Origin of the sequence: Bacillus sp. TH25, assembly GCF_016650935.1 — a bacterium.
Classification (GTDB): Bacteria; Bacillota; Bacilli; order Bacillales; family Bacillaceae_G; genus Bacillus_A; species Bacillus_A mycoides.
Genome location: NZ_JAEKEU010000021.1, coordinates 1 through 16,355 on the forward strand (window position 1 = coordinate 1; position 16,355 = coordinate 16,355).

Here is a 16,355-nt window from a genome sequence, read left to right on the forward strand (position 1 = left end):
GCTGATCGAGAAGGAGAATTAATCTATAGAGAGGTATACGAGTACGCGGGAGTAAATAAGAAACAGTCTCGTGTATATAAGTCATCTTATGAGGCCGCAGAATTAGAGGGAGCTTTGAATCGATTAGAACCATTAAAAGATTATGACGGGCTTGCACAATCGGCTAAAGCAAGGCAATACCTGGATTATATTCTAGGGATTAATGTTACAAGGGGCTGTACATCAAAACTAGCCAGAAACCAATTCTTATTGGCTTCTGGTCGTGTTCAAATGTGTATCTTAAATGAAATACGTCAAAGGGAAATTGCTATTCAAAATTATAAAGAACAAACCTATTACAATTTAAAGCTACTAACGGAAAACGGTTTATCACCAGTAATGAAAACAGAAGAGCAACTGATAGATCCATCGCCATTACAAAAGCTTGGAGATAGCTTGAAAGAAACGAATGTAATCGTAACGGAATTTAAAGAAAGTACGAGAAAAAAGAAACCAAAATTATTATATAACTTAACGGATATCTACAAAGATGCTCACGCTAAGATAAAGATAAATGCAGAAACAGCAAAAAAATATATTCAGAGTTTGTATGAAGAAGGCTTTATTACGTATCCTCGTTCTTCATCCAGGCATTTACCTACAGAGCAAGTGGAACGAGTGAAGGAAGTAATGGCAGTATTAGAAAAAAGCTCCTATGCAAATCTCGTACAACAAGTAATTCCATCTTCTATTACGAAAAAACATTCTACTTTTAATGATGAATTAGTCAGTAGTCACTTTGCCATCATCCCAACAACAAAATTATATGTCGGAACCAACCGAAATCCATTAGAAAAACAGTTATATGACTTAATTGTAAAACGATTTATCGGGAACTTTATGAAACCAGCAATCTATCTGGTAAGAGAAGTACACTTTATAGATCAAGAAGGCAACACATATAGTACAAAAGAAAAGATCCTACAAGAGAAAGGGTTTCTAAGTGTGTTTCAAGAGGATATAGAAGAAGGATCAGTTGAGGCATTTCAGATACCTATTTTACGAGAAGGAGATTCTTTCAGAGTCGTTCAGTATGACTTGATTGAGTCACGAACAAAGAAACCAGCCTTTCATACGGAAAGTTCCATTTTAACCTTTATGGAAACGGCAGGGCGTAAATTGGATGATGAACATTTGAAAGAACTTATGAAAGGAAAACGGATTGGAACAGTCGCAACGGAAGAAACGTTTATTCCGAAACTGTTAGAGCGAAGCTATATTGATGTTACCAACAGTCAGATTCGAACCACTAATATTGGTCGTGCGTTTATAGATGCTTTTCCGGTAGATGAAATCAAAAATCCAGCTTATACGGCTGAAATGGAAGGGATGATCTACATGATCGAAAAGAAAGAAATGAAATATGAGGAATTTGTAGAGAAAACAAATACGTTTGTAAAAGATACGGTGGAACAATTAGGCGCAATGGATGATAAAGTGTCGGATAGCATTATTAATACTTGGAATCAACAAATTGAGGTGTGTAAATGCCCTTGTAGAAAAGGGAAAATCCTTCATAAAGGCAATTTTTATGGGTGCAGTAATTATCCGGAATGTGAAATCTCCTTACCGAAAAAAATTAAAGAAAAAGCGATTCCGGAAGCGCAAGCGAAAAAGCTGTTTGAGGATAAGAAAACAGATCTTTTAAAAGGGTTTAAGTCCAATGAGAAGGAGTTTTCCGCTTATCTAGTGTTACATGAAGGGAAAGTTAAATTTCAGTTCCCAACACAAGAGGAGCTGTCATTTGGTAAATGTCCAAAATGTAAAAAAGGGGATATGCTTCATCGTAAAACGTTTTATGGATGCACGGAGCATAAAAATGGATGTGATTTTATGTTACCAGCCAAGATGAAAGGGAAAGCAATCCCTGGTAATCAGATGAAAAAGTTAATTCAGTATAAAACAACGGATTTTATCAACGGCTTTCAAGGAGAAAAGGGAGAATTTACAGCAGCTATCTATATGGAAGCGGACGGAAGTTTGAAATTCCGTTTTCCAACGACTGAAGATCGTACAATTGGCAAATGTCCATTATGTAAGAGTAGGGTTCTTGTAGGGAAAAGTAACTATTTATGTGAGAAATACAAAAAAGGCTGTGACTTCATTATTTTTGGTACATTCTCTGGTAAAAATCTAAGTAGTAACCATGTGAAAAAGTTATTAGAAAAGAATGTGACGGATCAAATCAAAGGGTTTATCTCAAACAAAAACGGGAAGAAATTTGACGCTCGTTTATCATACAGCGTACAGGAGAAGCGATTAAAATTCTTATTCGGCAAATAAAAATCATATATATCAACTATAAGTAGCAAAAGAGGACTAGGAAACGGAATAGTCCTCTTTTTTATTTCATTTTATAGAGTAAAGGGGGGATTCCGTAATGGCACATGTCAGTACGGAGGATGCGATGAAAGCAAGAAATATTGACTTGATTTCATATCTGGAAGCAAAGGGAGAAACGTTTAAGAAAGAAGGAAACTATTATCGTCATACGGAACATGACAGTCTCCTTATTAAAGGAAATCAATACGCCTGGAATAGTCGTGGCGAAAAGGGCTATGGAGCGATTAGCTTTGCGATGATGTACTATGAAATGACATTCCCACAAGCTGTATTAGACATCAATAAAGGGGATTACAAAGAGTTTGATCGCTCAAAAGTTGAGGAAGAACACAAAAAAGAACAGCAGCCTTTTAGTTATCCAAAACACTTAGAGGTGCCGAAACAAACAGAAATCAAGCAATACTTAATTGATGAGCGGAAAATAGATCCTCGCCTGGTGAACTGGCTGATTAAAAAGGATCTTATCGTCCAGGATAAGAAAAACAATGTCGTGTTCAAATGGAGAGAAGAAGGTGGCAAAGGGCAAGTAATTGGAATGAACCGTCAAGGCACTGTAAAAATGGAGAATAAAAGAGGCAGCTTTAAACAAATCGTCCCGAATTATGAAAAAATCAATGCAGGTTTTACGGTTGATGTGGGTAAGCCGGATAAGATCTATTTTTATGAAGATCCAATCGACATGTTATCTCATTGGAGCATTAAACAAAATAATATCCAAAATGCTCGCCTGGTTTCTATGCATGGTTTGAAGTCCAAAACAGTGATTGAATCTTTAATGGATGCGAAAAAAGAAGGGCACGATATTAAAGAGGTCATTATGGCAGTTGATAATGATAAGGCTGGGAGAGACTTCATTCAAACGATGAAATGCTTTGTAGATCTTAAAGAGGATATTCCAAAGAATGAAAAAGAAGATTGGAACGATGTCCGGAAGAAACAAGTGAGTGAGCAACAGGTAAAAGAAACAGCACAACCAAAGAAAGTAAAACCAATTAAAGAGGTGGAGAGAAGTGTCTAATCTACCAGAAATGCCAAACATATTACAAATTTTGATTTATGGTTTTATCCTTTATGTTCTTTTCCGTATTTGTAAATTTATGTACCGAAAGTTTCGGGAGCGAAGAATACTGAAGCGAATAGCTAAGTCCGGTATTCGCTATATAGACAAAATGGACGGACATCAATTCGAAGTATATCTAAAAGCTCTCTTTCGAGAGTTGGGTTATTCTCCAACAGTCACAAAGCAGTCAAATGATTTCGGAGCGGATCTGGTATTGAAGGGGAAAAATCGTATTGTAATCCAGGCGAAACGCTACGGGATGAAAAATAGAGTCGGCATCAGTGCCGTACAAGAGATATATGGAGCACAAGCCTATTACAAAGCACATGAGGGCTGGGTTGTAACAAACAGTGTATATACAAGACAAGCAAAGGAATTAGCGGAAGCTTGTAATGTAAAACTAATAGATCGTGTAGAACTTCAGAAATTGATTAATAAAATTAATCCCGAATATTCGGCTGAAGATGTATATCAAGGGGTAACACCTGCAGAACGGAAATGTCCAACATGTAAACATGATTTAGTCATTCGAAATTCGAATAAAACAGGAAATAAGTTTTTTGGCTGTTCTCAATATCCCACATGTACACATACAGAACCAACTAATACATGAGCTGTGATGAAAATCCGGCTCTTTTTCATTTGTTTAAAGAATACATGAGAAAAATCAGTTTAACACAAAAATGAATCTTCAGATTTGATTGTATGAGATTTTTAATTAGTTGTTAATATAATAAGTCGTATTCGTCATAAAAACGTATGTAGAGGGAGAAACGGACTTTAAATGCGTTTTTAGGTTTTTTAGGGAAAATAAAAAGGGCAGTCATTATTTACGACTTAACCCTTTGTCTACGATCTGACGAATTGCTTCATTTCGATTCTTCAGCTTATTTTCATGCCAATAATTTTCTATTTGTTCTACTTGTTCTTTTGTAAAAGTAACTAAAATTTGAGTGTACTTGTCTTTATTAACAGCCATATAACAACCTCCTCTATAAAAAATATTATAAGTTATATAACTTATATTGACAACCAGAAAAATGAGTAATAGAATAGTTATATAAGTTATATAACTTTATTGAGGAGGTTATTACATGGAACGGAAAGTTAAAAAGATGATGGCTGATCTTCAATTTATTATGAATCATGGTCAAATCAGTGTAGATTTTATGGATCTAGGATATAAAAGAATGCTTTTTAGTGCATTAGAAGCTACGGGAAAACAGTTCAATGTGCATACCAATGAACATAATGAAACAACCTTGTTCTTAGAGTTAGTTTAGTAAATTTACGCAATGAGGAGCTGTTAATAGTGGAGCAGTTAACTATTTTTGACGTAATGGATGAAACTAAAAATAAGCTTTATGAGGTATTAGAGAAAAATGGATTAACTTATAAAATTCATAAATACTATTTATATTAGAATTATGAGGGAGCTGTTCAATATTACTATATAAGAACAACTGATAATACAATTATTGATTTGTGTATCTCTGATTTTCCAGAAATCTTCGCTGTCCATGAAGGGTTTAGCGATAAACAAATTAGAAAGATTTACAACTGGAACTTATAAGCTATATAAATAACAAATTTAATTATTGGAGGAATGAAAAATGAAAATTGGTGTATCTGAGTGGAAAGCATTGAAAAAAGAGACAAAGTTAAAGCTATTGCGCTATGCGATGTTAGAAAGTAAGTATAAGTATGCAAAATAAAAGCTCTTCATTTGCAAAAGCAAACAAAGAGCAAAGTCATGAGTGACCGTCTGGGAAAGAAATTGGCTGGTTTCTTTCCTCTATATTTTAACATATAAGGGGTACGGAAACGATTCGAGGGATGAGGGGCCACTCTGGGATTTAATTACAAATATAAAAACTTTATTCAAGTTCTTTTAATCTACGATATAGAGTGGCCTGACTCACTCCTGTAATCTGACATATTTCCTTTATTGTTTTATTGGTATGTTTTCGTAATTCAATTGCATGGTTCATGCCAGGATGTTTATCTGTGTATTTCTTCACTCTTCCTCTATATACTCCTTTTTGTTTTGCTAGCTTTATTCCCGCATGTTGTTTTTCTTTAATCATTTCACGATCTAATTCACTAAAGGCAGCCATGACAGTTAAGAAGAACTTGCCCGTTGGAGTTCTTGTATCAATTCCTAAATTTAAAATTGCAAAGTGAACATCCTTTTCCCGAAGTTGTTCTACTAACTGTAATAGCTGAATGGTATTTCGACCTAAACGATCCATTCTAGTTACGACCAAAGTATCCCCAGTAATTAGTTTTGACAGTATAGTGTCTAACTCTGGCTTTTGTTTTGTTACTCCACTTATTTTTTCTTTAATAATTTCATCTACTCCATATTTCATGAGCTGTTCAATCTGTGTATCTAGATTTTGATCTTGTGCACTTACACGAGCGTATCCATAGACCATTTTTCTTCTCATTTCAAATATATTTTTGATAAGTGTTATTGAGAGTCTCTGAGACTAATAATATCAAGGAAAGGATTTCTTCTCAATAGGGTACACTCTATTGAGAAGGTAAATATGCAATTATGCATATTCTTTTTTATTATTTCGATAGTAATAAAATTTAATATATAATTAAAAGGTTTTTAATTTATTGATAAGGAGATGCGAGTATGAAGAAAGTCATAGGACTTATAATATCATTATTTTCTACCTATGCACCAATGCTTACAGAGGAAACCGAAATTTCAAATAAGTGCTGATTTTGAAATTATATCTTTAACAATTGAATAGGAGGTCTATTGTGAACACAATTAAAAAATTATTTTTGAGTTCTATGGTATGTATTTTATTATTCAGTACATTAGGAACAGCTTATGCAGAACAAAATAATCAAGAAACTACATTATCCTTTATCGATGTGCCAAAAACACATTGGGCTTATAAAGAAATGATGTACATGGCTGAAAATAAAATCATTACTGGTTATGGAAATGGATATTTTGGTGCCACGGATCAAATCACACGCGAACATCTTGCAGCCTTTTTATATAGGTACTTAAAACCGCAAGACAGTGCAAATAACCCATTTGTAGATATTAGTGAGAGCAATTTTAAAAAAGAAATTTTGGCTCTTACAGCACGGGGGGTTTTCAGCGTAAATGCTGAGAAAAAATTCAATCCGAAAAATAATATGACGCGTGCTGAAATGGCTGTTGTGCTAGTAAAAGCATTTGATTTAAAGCCGCAAGGAAGTTTTGAATTTACGGATATGAAGGATCACTGGGCCAACGAATATGTCAACATATTAGCTGGTAACAAAATAACAAGTGGTACAGGTGACGGCAATTTTAATCCAAATGGAAATGTCACAAGAGAGCAATTTTCTATGTTCTTATATAGGGCGATTATAGCAGTAACAGATATGAAAAATAATGAATCGGTTGGCTGGGTGAAGGAGAAAGAGAATTGGTACTATTACAACAAAGATGGTAGTAAGCAAAGAGATAACATTACGTTAGATGGAATAGAGTACTCCTTTTTTAAAGATGGAAGGCTATACCAAGGGAGAAAACAAGTAGGGAAAGATACTTTATACTATAGTGAACCTGGTAAACTAAAGACTGGATGGAGTTTTTCTACAACTTCATGGAGCTATTTAAAAGATGGGAAGTATGTGACAGGAACATTTACCTATCAAGGAAAACCATTTGAAATTAATAAGTACGGGGATATGGAAAAGGGATGGATTACTCTACGTTCTGCTGTTAAAAGAATCTATCCAAAGCCAGAAACAAAATTTCTATTGAAGTCTAAATCTGTAAAGGATGGAGATGTTTTAGAAGTCATCTCAAAACAAGGTTTGTGGTACCAGGTCAAGTATCAAGGGGAAATTGGATATGTCAGGGTACTAGAGTCAGTTATAATTGGTGAATCACCAGTTCGTTCATGGGATGTAGCAAAGGAAGCAACGAATTTGTCTCATTTTATGATAACTGAGTATCATAAAGATCCTGAAAAATATTTTCCGCCCAATGTTCAAAAGAAATTTGATAAGCAATTAGATAGTGATTTAACTCTTCTTGCAAATGGATTACAATGGATTGATCAATTAAAAGAAGCACTCTATTTAGATAATAAACAAGGGTGGGTACAAGAAGAAGGAAAATGGACGTATTATAAAAAAGATGGGCAAAGAATAACTGGTTTCCAAGCAATTGATGGGAAACGTTATTATTTTGGTACCGATGGTTTTATGCAAACGGGATGGGTACATACAAATGGATATGATTATTATCTGGGGACCGATGGCATGGTGCAAACTGGAATCCAACATATTGACGGGAAAATCTATTACTTTAGTCCATTAGGTTCTGTGCAATCAGGATTTACAAATGTTGATGGGAAACCATATTATTTTGATGCTTCCCATGAATCAAAAAATGGTTGGATGAAGCAAGAGTTTAATTGGTATTTACTACAACCTTCAGGTGCATTACAAACAGGAGACTTTACATATAAAGATAAGAAATTCTCCTTTAATCAAGATGGAGAAATGGTTAAAGGGTGGGTTACATTAGAATCCCTTGTTAAAAAAGTATATCCAGAGCCAGATTTGAAAAAAGTATTGCGTGCAAAACGTGTGAATAATGGTGAAGTGATAGAAGTAACTGGGAAAGTTGGTTCTTGGTATGAGGTGAATTATCAAGAAGAAAAAGGATATGTAAGTATTCATGATGCAATTATTTTTGATCAGGAAGCCAAAAGTCCACTTACTCTTCTCGATGGGAAAATAAAAATATTTGAAGGTGTATTAGATTATTTAAAAAGTGACGAACCAGTCATAAATAACACGATCAAAATTTTAGAAGAATCAGAACAAGGTTTGTTAGATGCTGCAGAGAACTGGGAAAGTATTTCCAATAACATAAACAATGCAAAGCAAGATGCACAGTATAAAATGCAAGTGATGAAAGAATCACAAGATAAATTGCAAGAATTAGTGAATGCAATGAAAGGTGACATAAAAAATTTAACAGTCACCCAAAGACAAGAACTATTCAGACTGCTTGGAAATACGAGAGAAGATGCCCTAGCGTATGGAAAAGAGTGGATGGGATTTAGTGCTGATGTATATACTACTATACTCCAAAACTATGGAGCGCTTTATCAAGACTATGCTGATTACTACAAAGCATTAGATGTGGTTTCTGGTAAATGGTCAGGCTTTTTAAAAGATGTAGCTGATGCAACAGTTGAAATTGAAAAAAATCATCGTAAGTTAGCTGAAGGGCTTTCGGGTGTAGTTACGGACTTAGGACCAGTTGTAAATAGTTCCATTCGCCTAAAACATTCTGTAGATGAAGCGAAACCTCAATTGGAGGAACTTGTACAAGTAACAAGAAAAAACGCTCCAATCATTGCGAAAGATTTACAAGCATTAGATGCGAAAGTCCCAGGATTCTTCACAGATTTCAATATGGGAATAGATCTTGCAAATACATTCATGGACTCCGCTAATAAAATAGCAAGTCATAAGATTGATATACCTGCAGCAGCCATCAATGTTGGGAATATTGATTTAAGTAATGCATTGCGTGATTTAGGCGGCGATCCTTCTAGAATATATAATCGTGAAGATGACCAAGATCTAGCGTTTATCTTAGGTATTTCACCGGGTGTTGGAACAGGAATAGAAATTGCACAGTTAATCAAAGGTGAAGATCTGGTAACAGGTAGGAAATATGGACCAGAAGATTATGGCTGGGGGACACTATCCGTTGTATCAGGTGGTACTACACGTGTAATTGGTAAGGTTGTTGGAAAGATTGGTGACCTAGAAAAGAAAGCGAAAAATCTTGAAAAAGCAACACAAGGTACTTCAGGTATCGGGTGGAGTATGCCAAGAGGTGGAGGGGCCATCAATGGTCGTAAATATTCTGAGCATGCTTTAGAAAGAATGGCTCCCGATACAATACAAGTACGCGCTGAATTAGAGGCGCGCGCGAAAAGTAGAGGGCTTGTACCTGGTACACAGAAATTTAAAGAATTTGTGGATCCTAGAGGTATTACACCTTCTGTAGTAGAGGATATAATCAAAAATGGGACAAAAAAACCTGGTAATAAACCCGATTCATGGGAATATACTGGACGCGACGCTAGGGTTATTACTAATGATAAAGGTGATGTAGTAACCGTTGTCCCTTATTAAGGATAAAAGGAGCCATCGTGATGGGAATTATTTATGATGAATTGGAATTATTAGAGATTTTCTGCAATGAACATACGGTTATAGATGCTGATGCAAGTATATATAGTTACAAATCGACAGATACGTCAGGATATACCTTGGAATTATTTATATCTGTTTATGAAAACTATGTAAGCCTTGAATTGACGCATGAGAACTTAAAATCGCTTATTTACGATATTATATTGGTTAATGTAAATAAAATAAAAACTTTGGGAAATACTTTAAAAGTTTACGACGAAAGCGAAAAACAACTATTACAAATTTCCTTTAAACCAAATTTTTCATTACAAACTAAGTTTTAAAATAATAAAAAGGGTCAATCATTGATCCTTTTTATTTTATGTTTAAAACCTAGAACGCCTTACATATTCTGAGAATGATATAAAAAAGTAGAGCATAACTAAACTCCTTTGATTTTTTTCTGACTGTTAAATTATAGTTCTCATTTACAGTATAAATTTGAATAAATCTCCAGAGTGGCCCCTCATACCCAGAATCGTTTCCGTACCCCATAAAAAGTTATAGAGAAAAGGGGCGTGTAGGATGGAAGAAGGGCGTATTTCCTTTCAGCAAAGATTTAAAGAATTTCTGGTTATGATCGTTAGTTTTGGGATTATTATGTTTCTCATATATGGAGAAATCCTGTTACAATAGTAAAGAATAACTTGGGTACAAATTGATAATGAAATGGGGAAATATGCTGGATGAAAGCAACCGGAGTAACTAGAAAAGTGGATGATTTAGGGCGTATAGTAATTCCAAAGGAACTTAGAAATACGCTTGGGATTAAAGAAAAATCACCATTAGAGATTTTTGTAGAAGGGGAAGACATCATTTTACAGAAGTATCAGCCTGGTCATGTTTGTGCATTAACAGGAGAAGTGTCAAATCGTAACATAGCATTAGCAAAGGGTAAGATATCATTAAGTCCAGAAGGTGCAGAACTATTAATAAAAGAAATAGAACAGTACCTTGTCAAATAAGTGCTCCTTTCAAGGGGCTTTTTTTTATGGTTAACATAATAATTTCACGTACCGTAATGTTTTTAAAAACTAAAAAAATACAATACTAGTCTACATTTAATCTTGTGTCGACTTAATCAGCTACATGGAGAATGTATTGTATTTTTTGGATAGATTTCTTGCGAAATATGTACCTAGAGCCGTATTTCAATTTAAATGTGATACGATAGTTGTATATATGCATTTAAATGGTAAAAGGGGATGAGTTTTGTTGAAAAACCATATAAAAGTAAATGGAAAACTCCTTCAGACAAATAAAAAGTGGTCACATCTCCGGCAAAAACAAAAAGATCATATTTCTAATTGGTTACGTAGGGAATACATACAATTTGTAAGAACGCATCATCGAAAGCCTAAAAAATACGAGCATGATGAGATTCTTCATGAAGTGATGAATCAAATACAGGAACGTGAAATTTGGATTCCATATAGTGAAGTGAAAAAATACTATGTAAGCAAGATAGGAAAATGGTTTAGAAAAATAGAAGGTGAATGGGAAATACAAATAGACAACAATGAGATGCAGCAAGCATTAAAAGAAAAGTAGATACAAATAGGGGGCGTATTTCATGTATAACTTACAAGAAGATATGTATGAGCAATTGAAAGAGAAAAAAGGGGTAATTACTGTATTTTTACAGAATGGCGTTCCAATACGTGGGCAGATCCTTGCAACAGATAAATTTACCGTCCTAATGATGGTTCATGGTAAACAACAACTAATCTACAAACAAGCAATCTCTACACTTGCTATTTAATGGGTACCGCCAGCATTTCGGAAAAAAACCACGCTAAGAGTATGCAAAATTTTATGCAGTTTTTCAGCTAATTCAGTAACAAACGAGAACTCTAAAACCTTTTCAGGATAGGAATGTATAAAAAAATGCATAGATCCACAGAACAAAAAAGAAGGTTCCTTTGTGAGAATAAGATTCCGCCTTTTTCCTTGCTACCGATAATAGGGCGTTATGTTAACTAGACGTGTATAAGATATACAATCAAAAGTCCACCAACAAATAAGATTGGAAATCCTACGACTATATATAATCCGTTTTTTGGTATTCGGAATATTGTAACAAAATCAAAAAAAAGACCCTACAAGAGGGTCTTTCATCAGCTAATATTAAGCTTTTTGAACATTAGTAGCTTGTAGGCCACGTTGTCCTTGTTCTACTTCAAACGTTACACTTTGTCCTTCGTCTAAAGATTTGAAACCGTCGATTTGGATAGCTGAGAAATGTACGAATACGTCTTCTCCATCTGCACGCTCGATGAATCCAAAACCTTTGTCTGCATTAAACCATTTTACTTTACCTTGTTCCATAATTGTTGCCTCCTAGTATGGATACCCACACATATGTTACTACCCTTACTCAAATACCTTAGACGAAAAACAAAATTTATTCTTAATCTCAAACCGAACAAAAATAGGTCTTTCTTACATTAACATACTTTCTAAAAAATAGCGAATTTCAAAAATAAGTCCTTATGGTAATTAGCTACTAATAGTGGTTGCTGGAGAAAAAGTTACTATGATAGTTATCACAGCAAGAAGTTACCAAAGGATCTCAATAATATCATTGGTTTGATTTTTTTCAGACATTCAACAACTGATAACGATAATTATGTAAATAAGCTGTCCCTATGGGCAGCTTATTTTATTTTTTTGCTTAGCGTGGGGGTTTTTCGAAATGCTAACGGTACTCCTATATGTAATTAGAGATAAATATTGAATTATGATTCAAAGGAAATAAATAGTTTAAAATATAAAGCAATATTAATTTATAATGGATATATATATGTAAGGAGGAGTCGTTTTGTACAAAGAGTATTTAGAAAAATCCATTGCGAAATTAAAAATGACTTTAGATGATAGTGGTACTCGACCAATTCTTTTTGTCGGATCAGGATTTTCAATTCGATATATTAATGGACCAAATTGGTTAGGACTTTTAAAACAACTTGTTGAATTAAACCCTGAAATAAAAATGCCTATTGGCTATTATAATCAGAAAAAAGGAGGCAATTATCCTTTAATTGCATCAGCTATTGTAGAAGAATATCAAAGCTACGCTTGGATGAAACAAGGTACTGGTTTATATCCTGAACACCTTTATGGTACGGAATTTTCAGATAGTATCTACCTGAAATATCAAATAAAAATGATTTTCGAGGAATTATTATCACAATTTAATTTAGAAACAAATGTACATAAAGACGAAATCGAGATCTTAAAAACTTTAAACCCACATGCAATAATTACAACTAATTATGATCAATTACTTGAAACGCTATTTCCAAATTTCAATGTAATTGTTGGGGAACAAGTGATAAAAGATCGAAAAGCATTGAACATAGGACATATATTAAAAGTACATGGTTGTGTAAGTAATCCTGAAGAAATTATCATTTCAGATGACGATTATAAATTGTTTAAAAAGAAAAGAAAGTATTTGTCTGCCAAATTGTTAACATACTTTATGGAACATCCAATAGTCTTCATTGGCTACTCTATAAGCGATGAAAACATTCAAAAAATCCTATCCGATATTTCTGAAATAGTTAGTGAAACCGAAGATGAAATAGTTAATAACATATGGTTCGTAGAATGGAAAAGAGAAAGCATCCCAGAAGATTTTACTCCACCAATTGATAAAGTAATACCATTAGGAGAAGGGCAAAACATCCGAGTTAATTATCTTTTAGTTAATACGTTTGAAGATGTATATAAGAGTTTAATGCAAAGTGATAAATCTGATATAGACTTTTTAAGTACTCTACAGGAAAATATCTACAATATTGTTAAAAGTAAAACTGTAACTAATTTAGAAGTTGATATGGTTAGAATGAACGGTTTAAGAGATATAGAAACCCTTTCCAGTTATTTAGGGTTTAAATCAAAATCAAGCGAACAAGCTAGTACAAAACAAGTAACATTAGGTGGATTTGGACAAATTTTAGATCCTGAACAAGCGTTAGCAAGATACCCTATGAGACTTACAGATGTATCAAGTAAATTAGGGTATAGTTATTGGCATAAAGTAAATGTAGCTATAAACAAAGTTAAAACAGATACTAATTTTGACATAAAAGGTTCTAATAATATATATCATATTGATATGGGAATCAATGGATCTCAACATAGGTACTCAGCTGATTTTCTAGAACTTATTACAAAAGTGATAAACGAAGAGAATTATGAAGTAATTACTGACACAAATGAGAAGATTGAGGTATATTCTCGTAGTCTCCAAGAAAGTTAAGCGTTGGCATAAAGTTTTGGAATTCTACAATTGAAACTTGTATATGATTTTATCAATAATAAAATATAAGTATATGGATTGTACTATAAGTAATTTTTTCTATTGTTTATATTTTTGTAATTTCCTGTTGCAGAATCCTTAAGCTATTAAGGATTCCTTTTTTGTATCTAAAATCCAAAAATAAAAAGATAAGATCCAGGAACAGGATCTTATCTTTAGCACAAGGAGTAAACAAAAGGATAACCATCATATTTTTATTATAATTTATTTTTTGTTATTTTTGAATATTAAAACCACGATTAACAAGTATATCTATATTGAGAAATTTATTACAAAATTAGTTATAAATAAACCAAAACTCCAATGTAAACTTTTAGCCATTAGTTTACATTTAAATCCCTTTAAACATTGACTTCAAAAGGAATCAGCTGATATCCTCAATTTATAAAGCGAAAGTATACATTCAAAACACTGTAAATAAGACAGTTAGAACATCCATAAACAAAAAAGAAAAAGCTAGATCCATGCTAGCTTTTTTACCTAATTCCCGTTAGCTTACAAAGTTACATCTAATCATCATAAGACCCAGTGTAAAAAATTGCAGCTATGCCATCACTCATAGCATGATCAAAACATTCAAGTAATTCTTTTAATTTATAATCCCCCTCATACTGCTTTCGATTTGCAATAAATTGATCTTCAATACTTGTTACTTCCCAGTCTTCATCGTTAATATAGTTACTCGATTTAGTTAATGCTGAATTCACATCTATTGAATCAACCCAACAATTTATAAATGCACCTTCACAGTCATCTTTTTCTGGATTATCTGAACATGGTATAGCCTCAAACTTAAAATAATAAATTGTCATTATACCCTCCTACTAAACGTTTTCCTTCTCAGTTACCATAAATCTCGATATAGGAAGTTGTTTTTACACATACTTGGTCTTGTAACACTCATGCTCAGCTTTATCATATGTCTCCGCTACAAACTCGAAAAGTAACGAATCTTTAGGGAGAAATATAGTATCGTTAGCATGTTTTAAAAAGCGATATCCCGTCTCCTTACATACAATTTCGACTTCAACCATATCAAAACGGAATTGCTTTGCATCTTCCAACTCAATTCCCATTGTTAAAGAATGGATTCTATCACCAAAGGACTTGAAAATCATGAGTTTATTTGACAAATCTGAGCGATGAAGACAGGTGAGTTCTCCGTTCACATACCCCTTTGTTTTGTCTTGCTTTAGAATACACTCTATATGGTGGATTTTTTTATAACAATGTAATGTGAAGGAGTATGTATGATACTCATTTGGTTTGACATTAATCCCGTATTTATAAGCAAAAGTCCGATGTACCATTTCAAAAAACAAAGGCATGACAATTTCATCCCAAGAGTCATATGCAAAAGCCGCTATTGGAATTAAGTGTGGGTATAGATCCTTCAATGTGTTTCCAAAATTCAAGAGAATATCTGTATCCGTAAGCGATTGTAAGTCTATATCCTTTTCGTGGTCTTCCACTTTCAGCAATCTCCTATCAATCATTGTTACCCACCCTTTACACTTGGTATTGCAAACATACTGCGGAAGTTACAGCAACCCCCTCCTGTTTGGAGGGAAGGTTAATCTTTGTTTTGTTTTTCTAACAGTTGAATAACCCTATCTAACTTTTGCTCAACTGGATCTTGTTTTTTGCGATTGCTGGTATGCAGAATTATACGTATAATCCCGCCAAACAGTGCACCGATGATTAATAAAATAATAGCAACTTCTATGTAATAAATACTGTTTTCTAAAGGCATTATTTAGAACCCCCCTTTTCCCTATTTTACCATTTTAAAAAGTGATATGTTGTTTAATTTTGCTTGTATATTGTATATATGTAAGGTTTACATAACGTCTCATTATCGGTAGCAAGCTAATAAAAAGAAATGCCCCCTAGAATGCAAAAATACGCCATCCTTTCCTATGATTCTACAGAAAGAATAGCGTATTTTTGCATTTTAAGGAAATTTAGTTTTGTTAGCTTGATTGCGATGTGGCAGACCCCTATAAAAGGATAAGATGGGGCGCTGTATGCGATGAAAGTCGCACGTACAGTGCTAAGCGGGGGAAAAGATGGAGATAACTTCAAAGTCTTACCTATCGCAACTAGTTTAGCAGCTGTAGTTTGACAAAAAAGGACCTGCTATAAATAGCAGGTCCTTTCCTAAAATGGCAAAGAGTAACTCTTACCTTACTCTTCTCTAAATATAATATATCATTTTAATTAATAATGCAATATATTGATGTAAAAAAATTTTTATGTATTTAAAAAAATAAGAATATGCCCTAGTGCGGCGCACGACTAGGGCATAAAAGTTAGTTGGTAAATATCTTCATAATTAAT

16 protein-coding genes and 1 pseudogene are annotated in these 16,355 nt (G+C 33.7%); 11 read left to right on the plus strand and 6 right to left on the minus strand.

Features of this window, described 5'->3' with window-relative positions; genetic code table 11:
* The 3 genes from JFT89_RS13230 to JFT89_RS13240 all read left to right on the plus strand — a co-directional run.
* Positions 1 to 2,322 (plus strand): type IA DNA topoisomerase (locus JFT89_RS13230; protein ID WP_201040146.1); only part of this gene is annotated, 2,322 nt, incomplete at its 5' end.
* Between the two features lie 97 nt (positions 2,323 to 2,419).
* Positions 2,420 to 3,400: a DUF3991 and TOPRIM domain-containing protein gene (locus tag JFT89_RS13235; RefSeq protein ID WP_201040147.1), complete on the plus strand. Its 981-nt coding sequence runs from the start codon at positions 2,420 to 2,422 to the stop codon at positions 3,398 to 3,400.
* Positions 3,393 to 4,055 carry a restriction endonuclease gene (locus JFT89_RS13240; protein WP_201040148.1) on the plus strand — a complete coding sequence of 221 codons (663 nt, stop codon included), beginning with the start codon at positions 3,393 to 3,395 and terminating at the stop codon, positions 4,053 to 4,055. The genes JFT89_RS13235 and JFT89_RS13240 overlap by 8 nt, the downstream gene beginning before the upstream one ends.
* Positions 4,056 to 4,268: 213 nt before the next feature.
* On the opposite strand, the gene JFT89_RS13245 is transcribed toward JFT89_RS13240, so the two are convergent.
* A complete protein-coding gene (locus JFT89_RS13245) occupies positions 4,269 to 4,421 on the minus strand; it encodes a ribbon-helix-helix domain-containing protein (protein ID WP_000290205.1) in 153 nt (50 codons plus the stop codon).
* A gap of 115 nt (positions 4,422 to 4,536) precedes the next feature.
* Between JFT89_RS13245 and JFT89_RS13250 the strand changes: the two genes are divergently transcribed.
* The gene (locus JFT89_RS13250; RefSeq protein WP_002090003.1) at positions 4,537 to 4,725 is read left to right on the plus strand and encodes a hypothetical protein; all 189 of its coding nucleotides are present in this window, start codon (positions 4,537 to 4,539) and stop codon (positions 4,723 to 4,725) included.
* A gap of 26 nt (positions 4,726 to 4,751) precedes the next feature.
* Positions 4,752 to 5,015, plus strand: a pseudogene (locus JFT89_RS13255) (hypothetical protein).
* Between the two features lie 304 nt (positions 5,016 to 5,319).
* On the opposite strand, the gene JFT89_RS13260 reads toward JFT89_RS13255, so the two are convergent.
* On the minus strand, positions 5,320 to 5,880 hold the full coding sequence (locus JFT89_RS13260) for a recombinase family protein (protein WP_201040149.1): 561 nt from the start codon (positions 5,878 to 5,880) through the stop codon (positions 5,320 to 5,322).
* 340 nt (positions 5,881 to 6,220) lie between these two features.
* On the opposite strand from JFT89_RS13260, the gene JFT89_RS13265 reads away from it, so the two are divergent.
* The 5 genes from JFT89_RS13265 to hfq all read left to right on the plus strand — a co-directional run bounded on the left by JFT89_RS13265 (position 6,221) and on the right by hfq (position 11,450).
* Complete coding sequence (locus tag JFT89_RS13265; protein ID WP_201040150.1) at positions 6,221 to 9,628, plus strand: S-layer homology domain-containing protein; 3,408 nt, start codon at positions 6,221 to 6,223, stop codon at positions 9,626 to 9,628.
* A gap of 20 nt (positions 9,629 to 9,648) precedes the next feature.
* Positions 9,649 to 9,972 carry a hypothetical protein gene (locus tag JFT89_RS13270; protein ID WP_201040151.1) on the plus strand — a complete coding sequence of 108 codons (324 nt, stop codon included), beginning with the start codon at positions 9,649 to 9,651 and terminating at the stop codon, positions 9,970 to 9,972.
* A gap of 402 nt (positions 9,973 to 10,374) precedes the next feature.
* On the plus strand, positions 10,375 to 10,653 hold the full coding sequence (locus JFT89_RS13275) for an AbrB/MazE/SpoVT family DNA-binding domain-containing protein (protein WP_201040152.1): 279 nt from the start codon (positions 10,375 to 10,377) through the stop codon (positions 10,651 to 10,653).
* Between the two features lie 250 nt (positions 10,654 to 10,903).
* Positions 10,904 to 11,239, plus strand: a complete 336-nt coding sequence (locus JFT89_RS13280; RefSeq protein WP_098344289.1) for a transposase — start codon at positions 10,904 to 10,906, stop codon at positions 11,237 to 11,239.
* A 22-nt stretch (positions 11,240 to 11,261) separates the two neighbouring features.
* The gene (gene hfq, locus JFT89_RS13285) at positions 11,262 to 11,450 is read left to right on the plus strand and encodes an RNA chaperone Hfq (RefSeq protein ID WP_201040153.1); all 189 of its coding nucleotides are present in this window, start codon (positions 11,262 to 11,264) and stop codon (positions 11,448 to 11,450) included.
* Positions 11,451 to 11,815: 365 nt separating this feature from the next.
* Here the strand turns inward: hfq and JFT89_RS13290 are convergent, their stop codons facing one another.
* The gene (locus tag JFT89_RS13290; protein ID WP_201040154.1) at positions 11,816 to 12,016 is read right to left on the minus strand and encodes a cold-shock protein; all 201 of its coding nucleotides are present in this window, start codon (positions 12,014 to 12,016) and stop codon (positions 11,816 to 11,818) included.
* 493 nt (positions 12,017 to 12,509) lie between these two features.
* Here JFT89_RS13290 and JFT89_RS13295 point away from each other — a divergent pair, with 493 nt between their 5' ends.
* Positions 12,510 to 13,955 carry an SIR2 family protein gene (locus tag JFT89_RS13295; RefSeq protein WP_242488397.1) on the plus strand — a complete coding sequence of 482 codons (1,446 nt, stop codon included), beginning with the start codon at positions 12,510 to 12,512 and terminating at the stop codon, positions 13,953 to 13,955.
* Positions 13,956 to 14,524: 569 nt separating this feature from the next.
* On the opposite strand, the gene JFT89_RS13300 is transcribed toward JFT89_RS13295, so the two are convergent.
* The 3 genes from JFT89_RS13300 to JFT89_RS13310 all read right to left on the minus strand — a co-directional run bounded on the left by JFT89_RS13300 (position 14,525) and on the right by JFT89_RS13310 (position 15,768).
* Positions 14,525 to 14,827 carry a hypothetical protein gene (locus JFT89_RS13300; RefSeq protein WP_201040155.1) on the minus strand — a complete coding sequence of 101 codons (303 nt, stop codon included), beginning with the start codon at positions 14,825 to 14,827 and terminating at the stop codon, positions 14,525 to 14,527.
* Positions 14,828 to 14,890: 63 nt separating this feature from the next.
* Positions 14,891 to 15,511, minus strand: a complete 621-nt coding sequence (locus JFT89_RS13305) for a hypothetical protein (RefSeq protein WP_201040156.1) — start codon at positions 15,509 to 15,511, stop codon at positions 14,891 to 14,893.
* Between the two features lie 77 nt (positions 15,512 to 15,588).
* A complete protein-coding gene (locus tag JFT89_RS13310; RefSeq protein ID WP_201040157.1) occupies positions 15,589 to 15,768 on the minus strand; it encodes a DUF4083 family protein in 180 nt (59 codons plus the stop codon).
* Positions 15,769 to 16,355: the final 587 nt, after the last annotated feature.

Coding starts and splice junctions, on each gene's coding strand:
- JFT89_RS13245 (WP_000290205.1), bottom strand. CDS start 4,421: ATGGCTGTTAATAAAGACAAGTACACTCAAATTTTAGTTACTTTTACA.
- hfq (WP_201040153.1), top strand. CDS start 11,262: ATGTATAACTTACAAGAAGATATGTATGAGCAATTGAAAGAGAAAAAA.
- JFT89_RS13275 (WP_201040152.1), top strand. CDS start 10,375: ATGAAAGCAACCGGAGTAACTAGAAAAGTGGATGATTTAGGGCGTATA.
- JFT89_RS13310 (WP_201040157.1), bottom strand. CDS start 15,768: ATGCCTTTAGAAAACAGTATTTATTACATAGAAGTTGCTATTATTTTA.
- JFT89_RS13270 (WP_201040151.1), top strand. CDS start 9,649: ATGGGAATTATTTATGATGAATTGGAATTATTAGAGATTTTCTGCAAT.
- JFT89_RS13250 (WP_002090003.1), top strand. CDS start 4,537: ATGGAACGGAAAGTTAAAAAGATGATGGCTGATCTTCAATTTATTATG.
- JFT89_RS13260 (WP_201040149.1), bottom strand. CDS start 5,880: ATGGTCTATGGATACGCTCGTGTAAGTGCACAAGATCAAAATCTAGAT.
- JFT89_RS13235 (WP_201040147.1), top strand. CDS start 2,420: ATGGCACATGTCAGTACGGAGGATGCGATGAAAGCAAGAAATATTGAC.
- JFT89_RS13300 (WP_201040155.1), bottom strand. CDS start 14,827: ATGACAATTTATTATTTTAAGTTTGAGGCTATACCATGTTCAGATAAT.
- JFT89_RS13305 (WP_201040156.1), bottom strand. CDS start 15,511: ATGATTGATAGGAGATTGCTGAAAGTGGAAGACCACGAAAAGGATATA.
- JFT89_RS13290 (WP_201040154.1), bottom strand. CDS start 12,016: ATGGAACAAGGTAAAGTAAAATGGTTTAATGCAGACAAAGGTTTTGGA.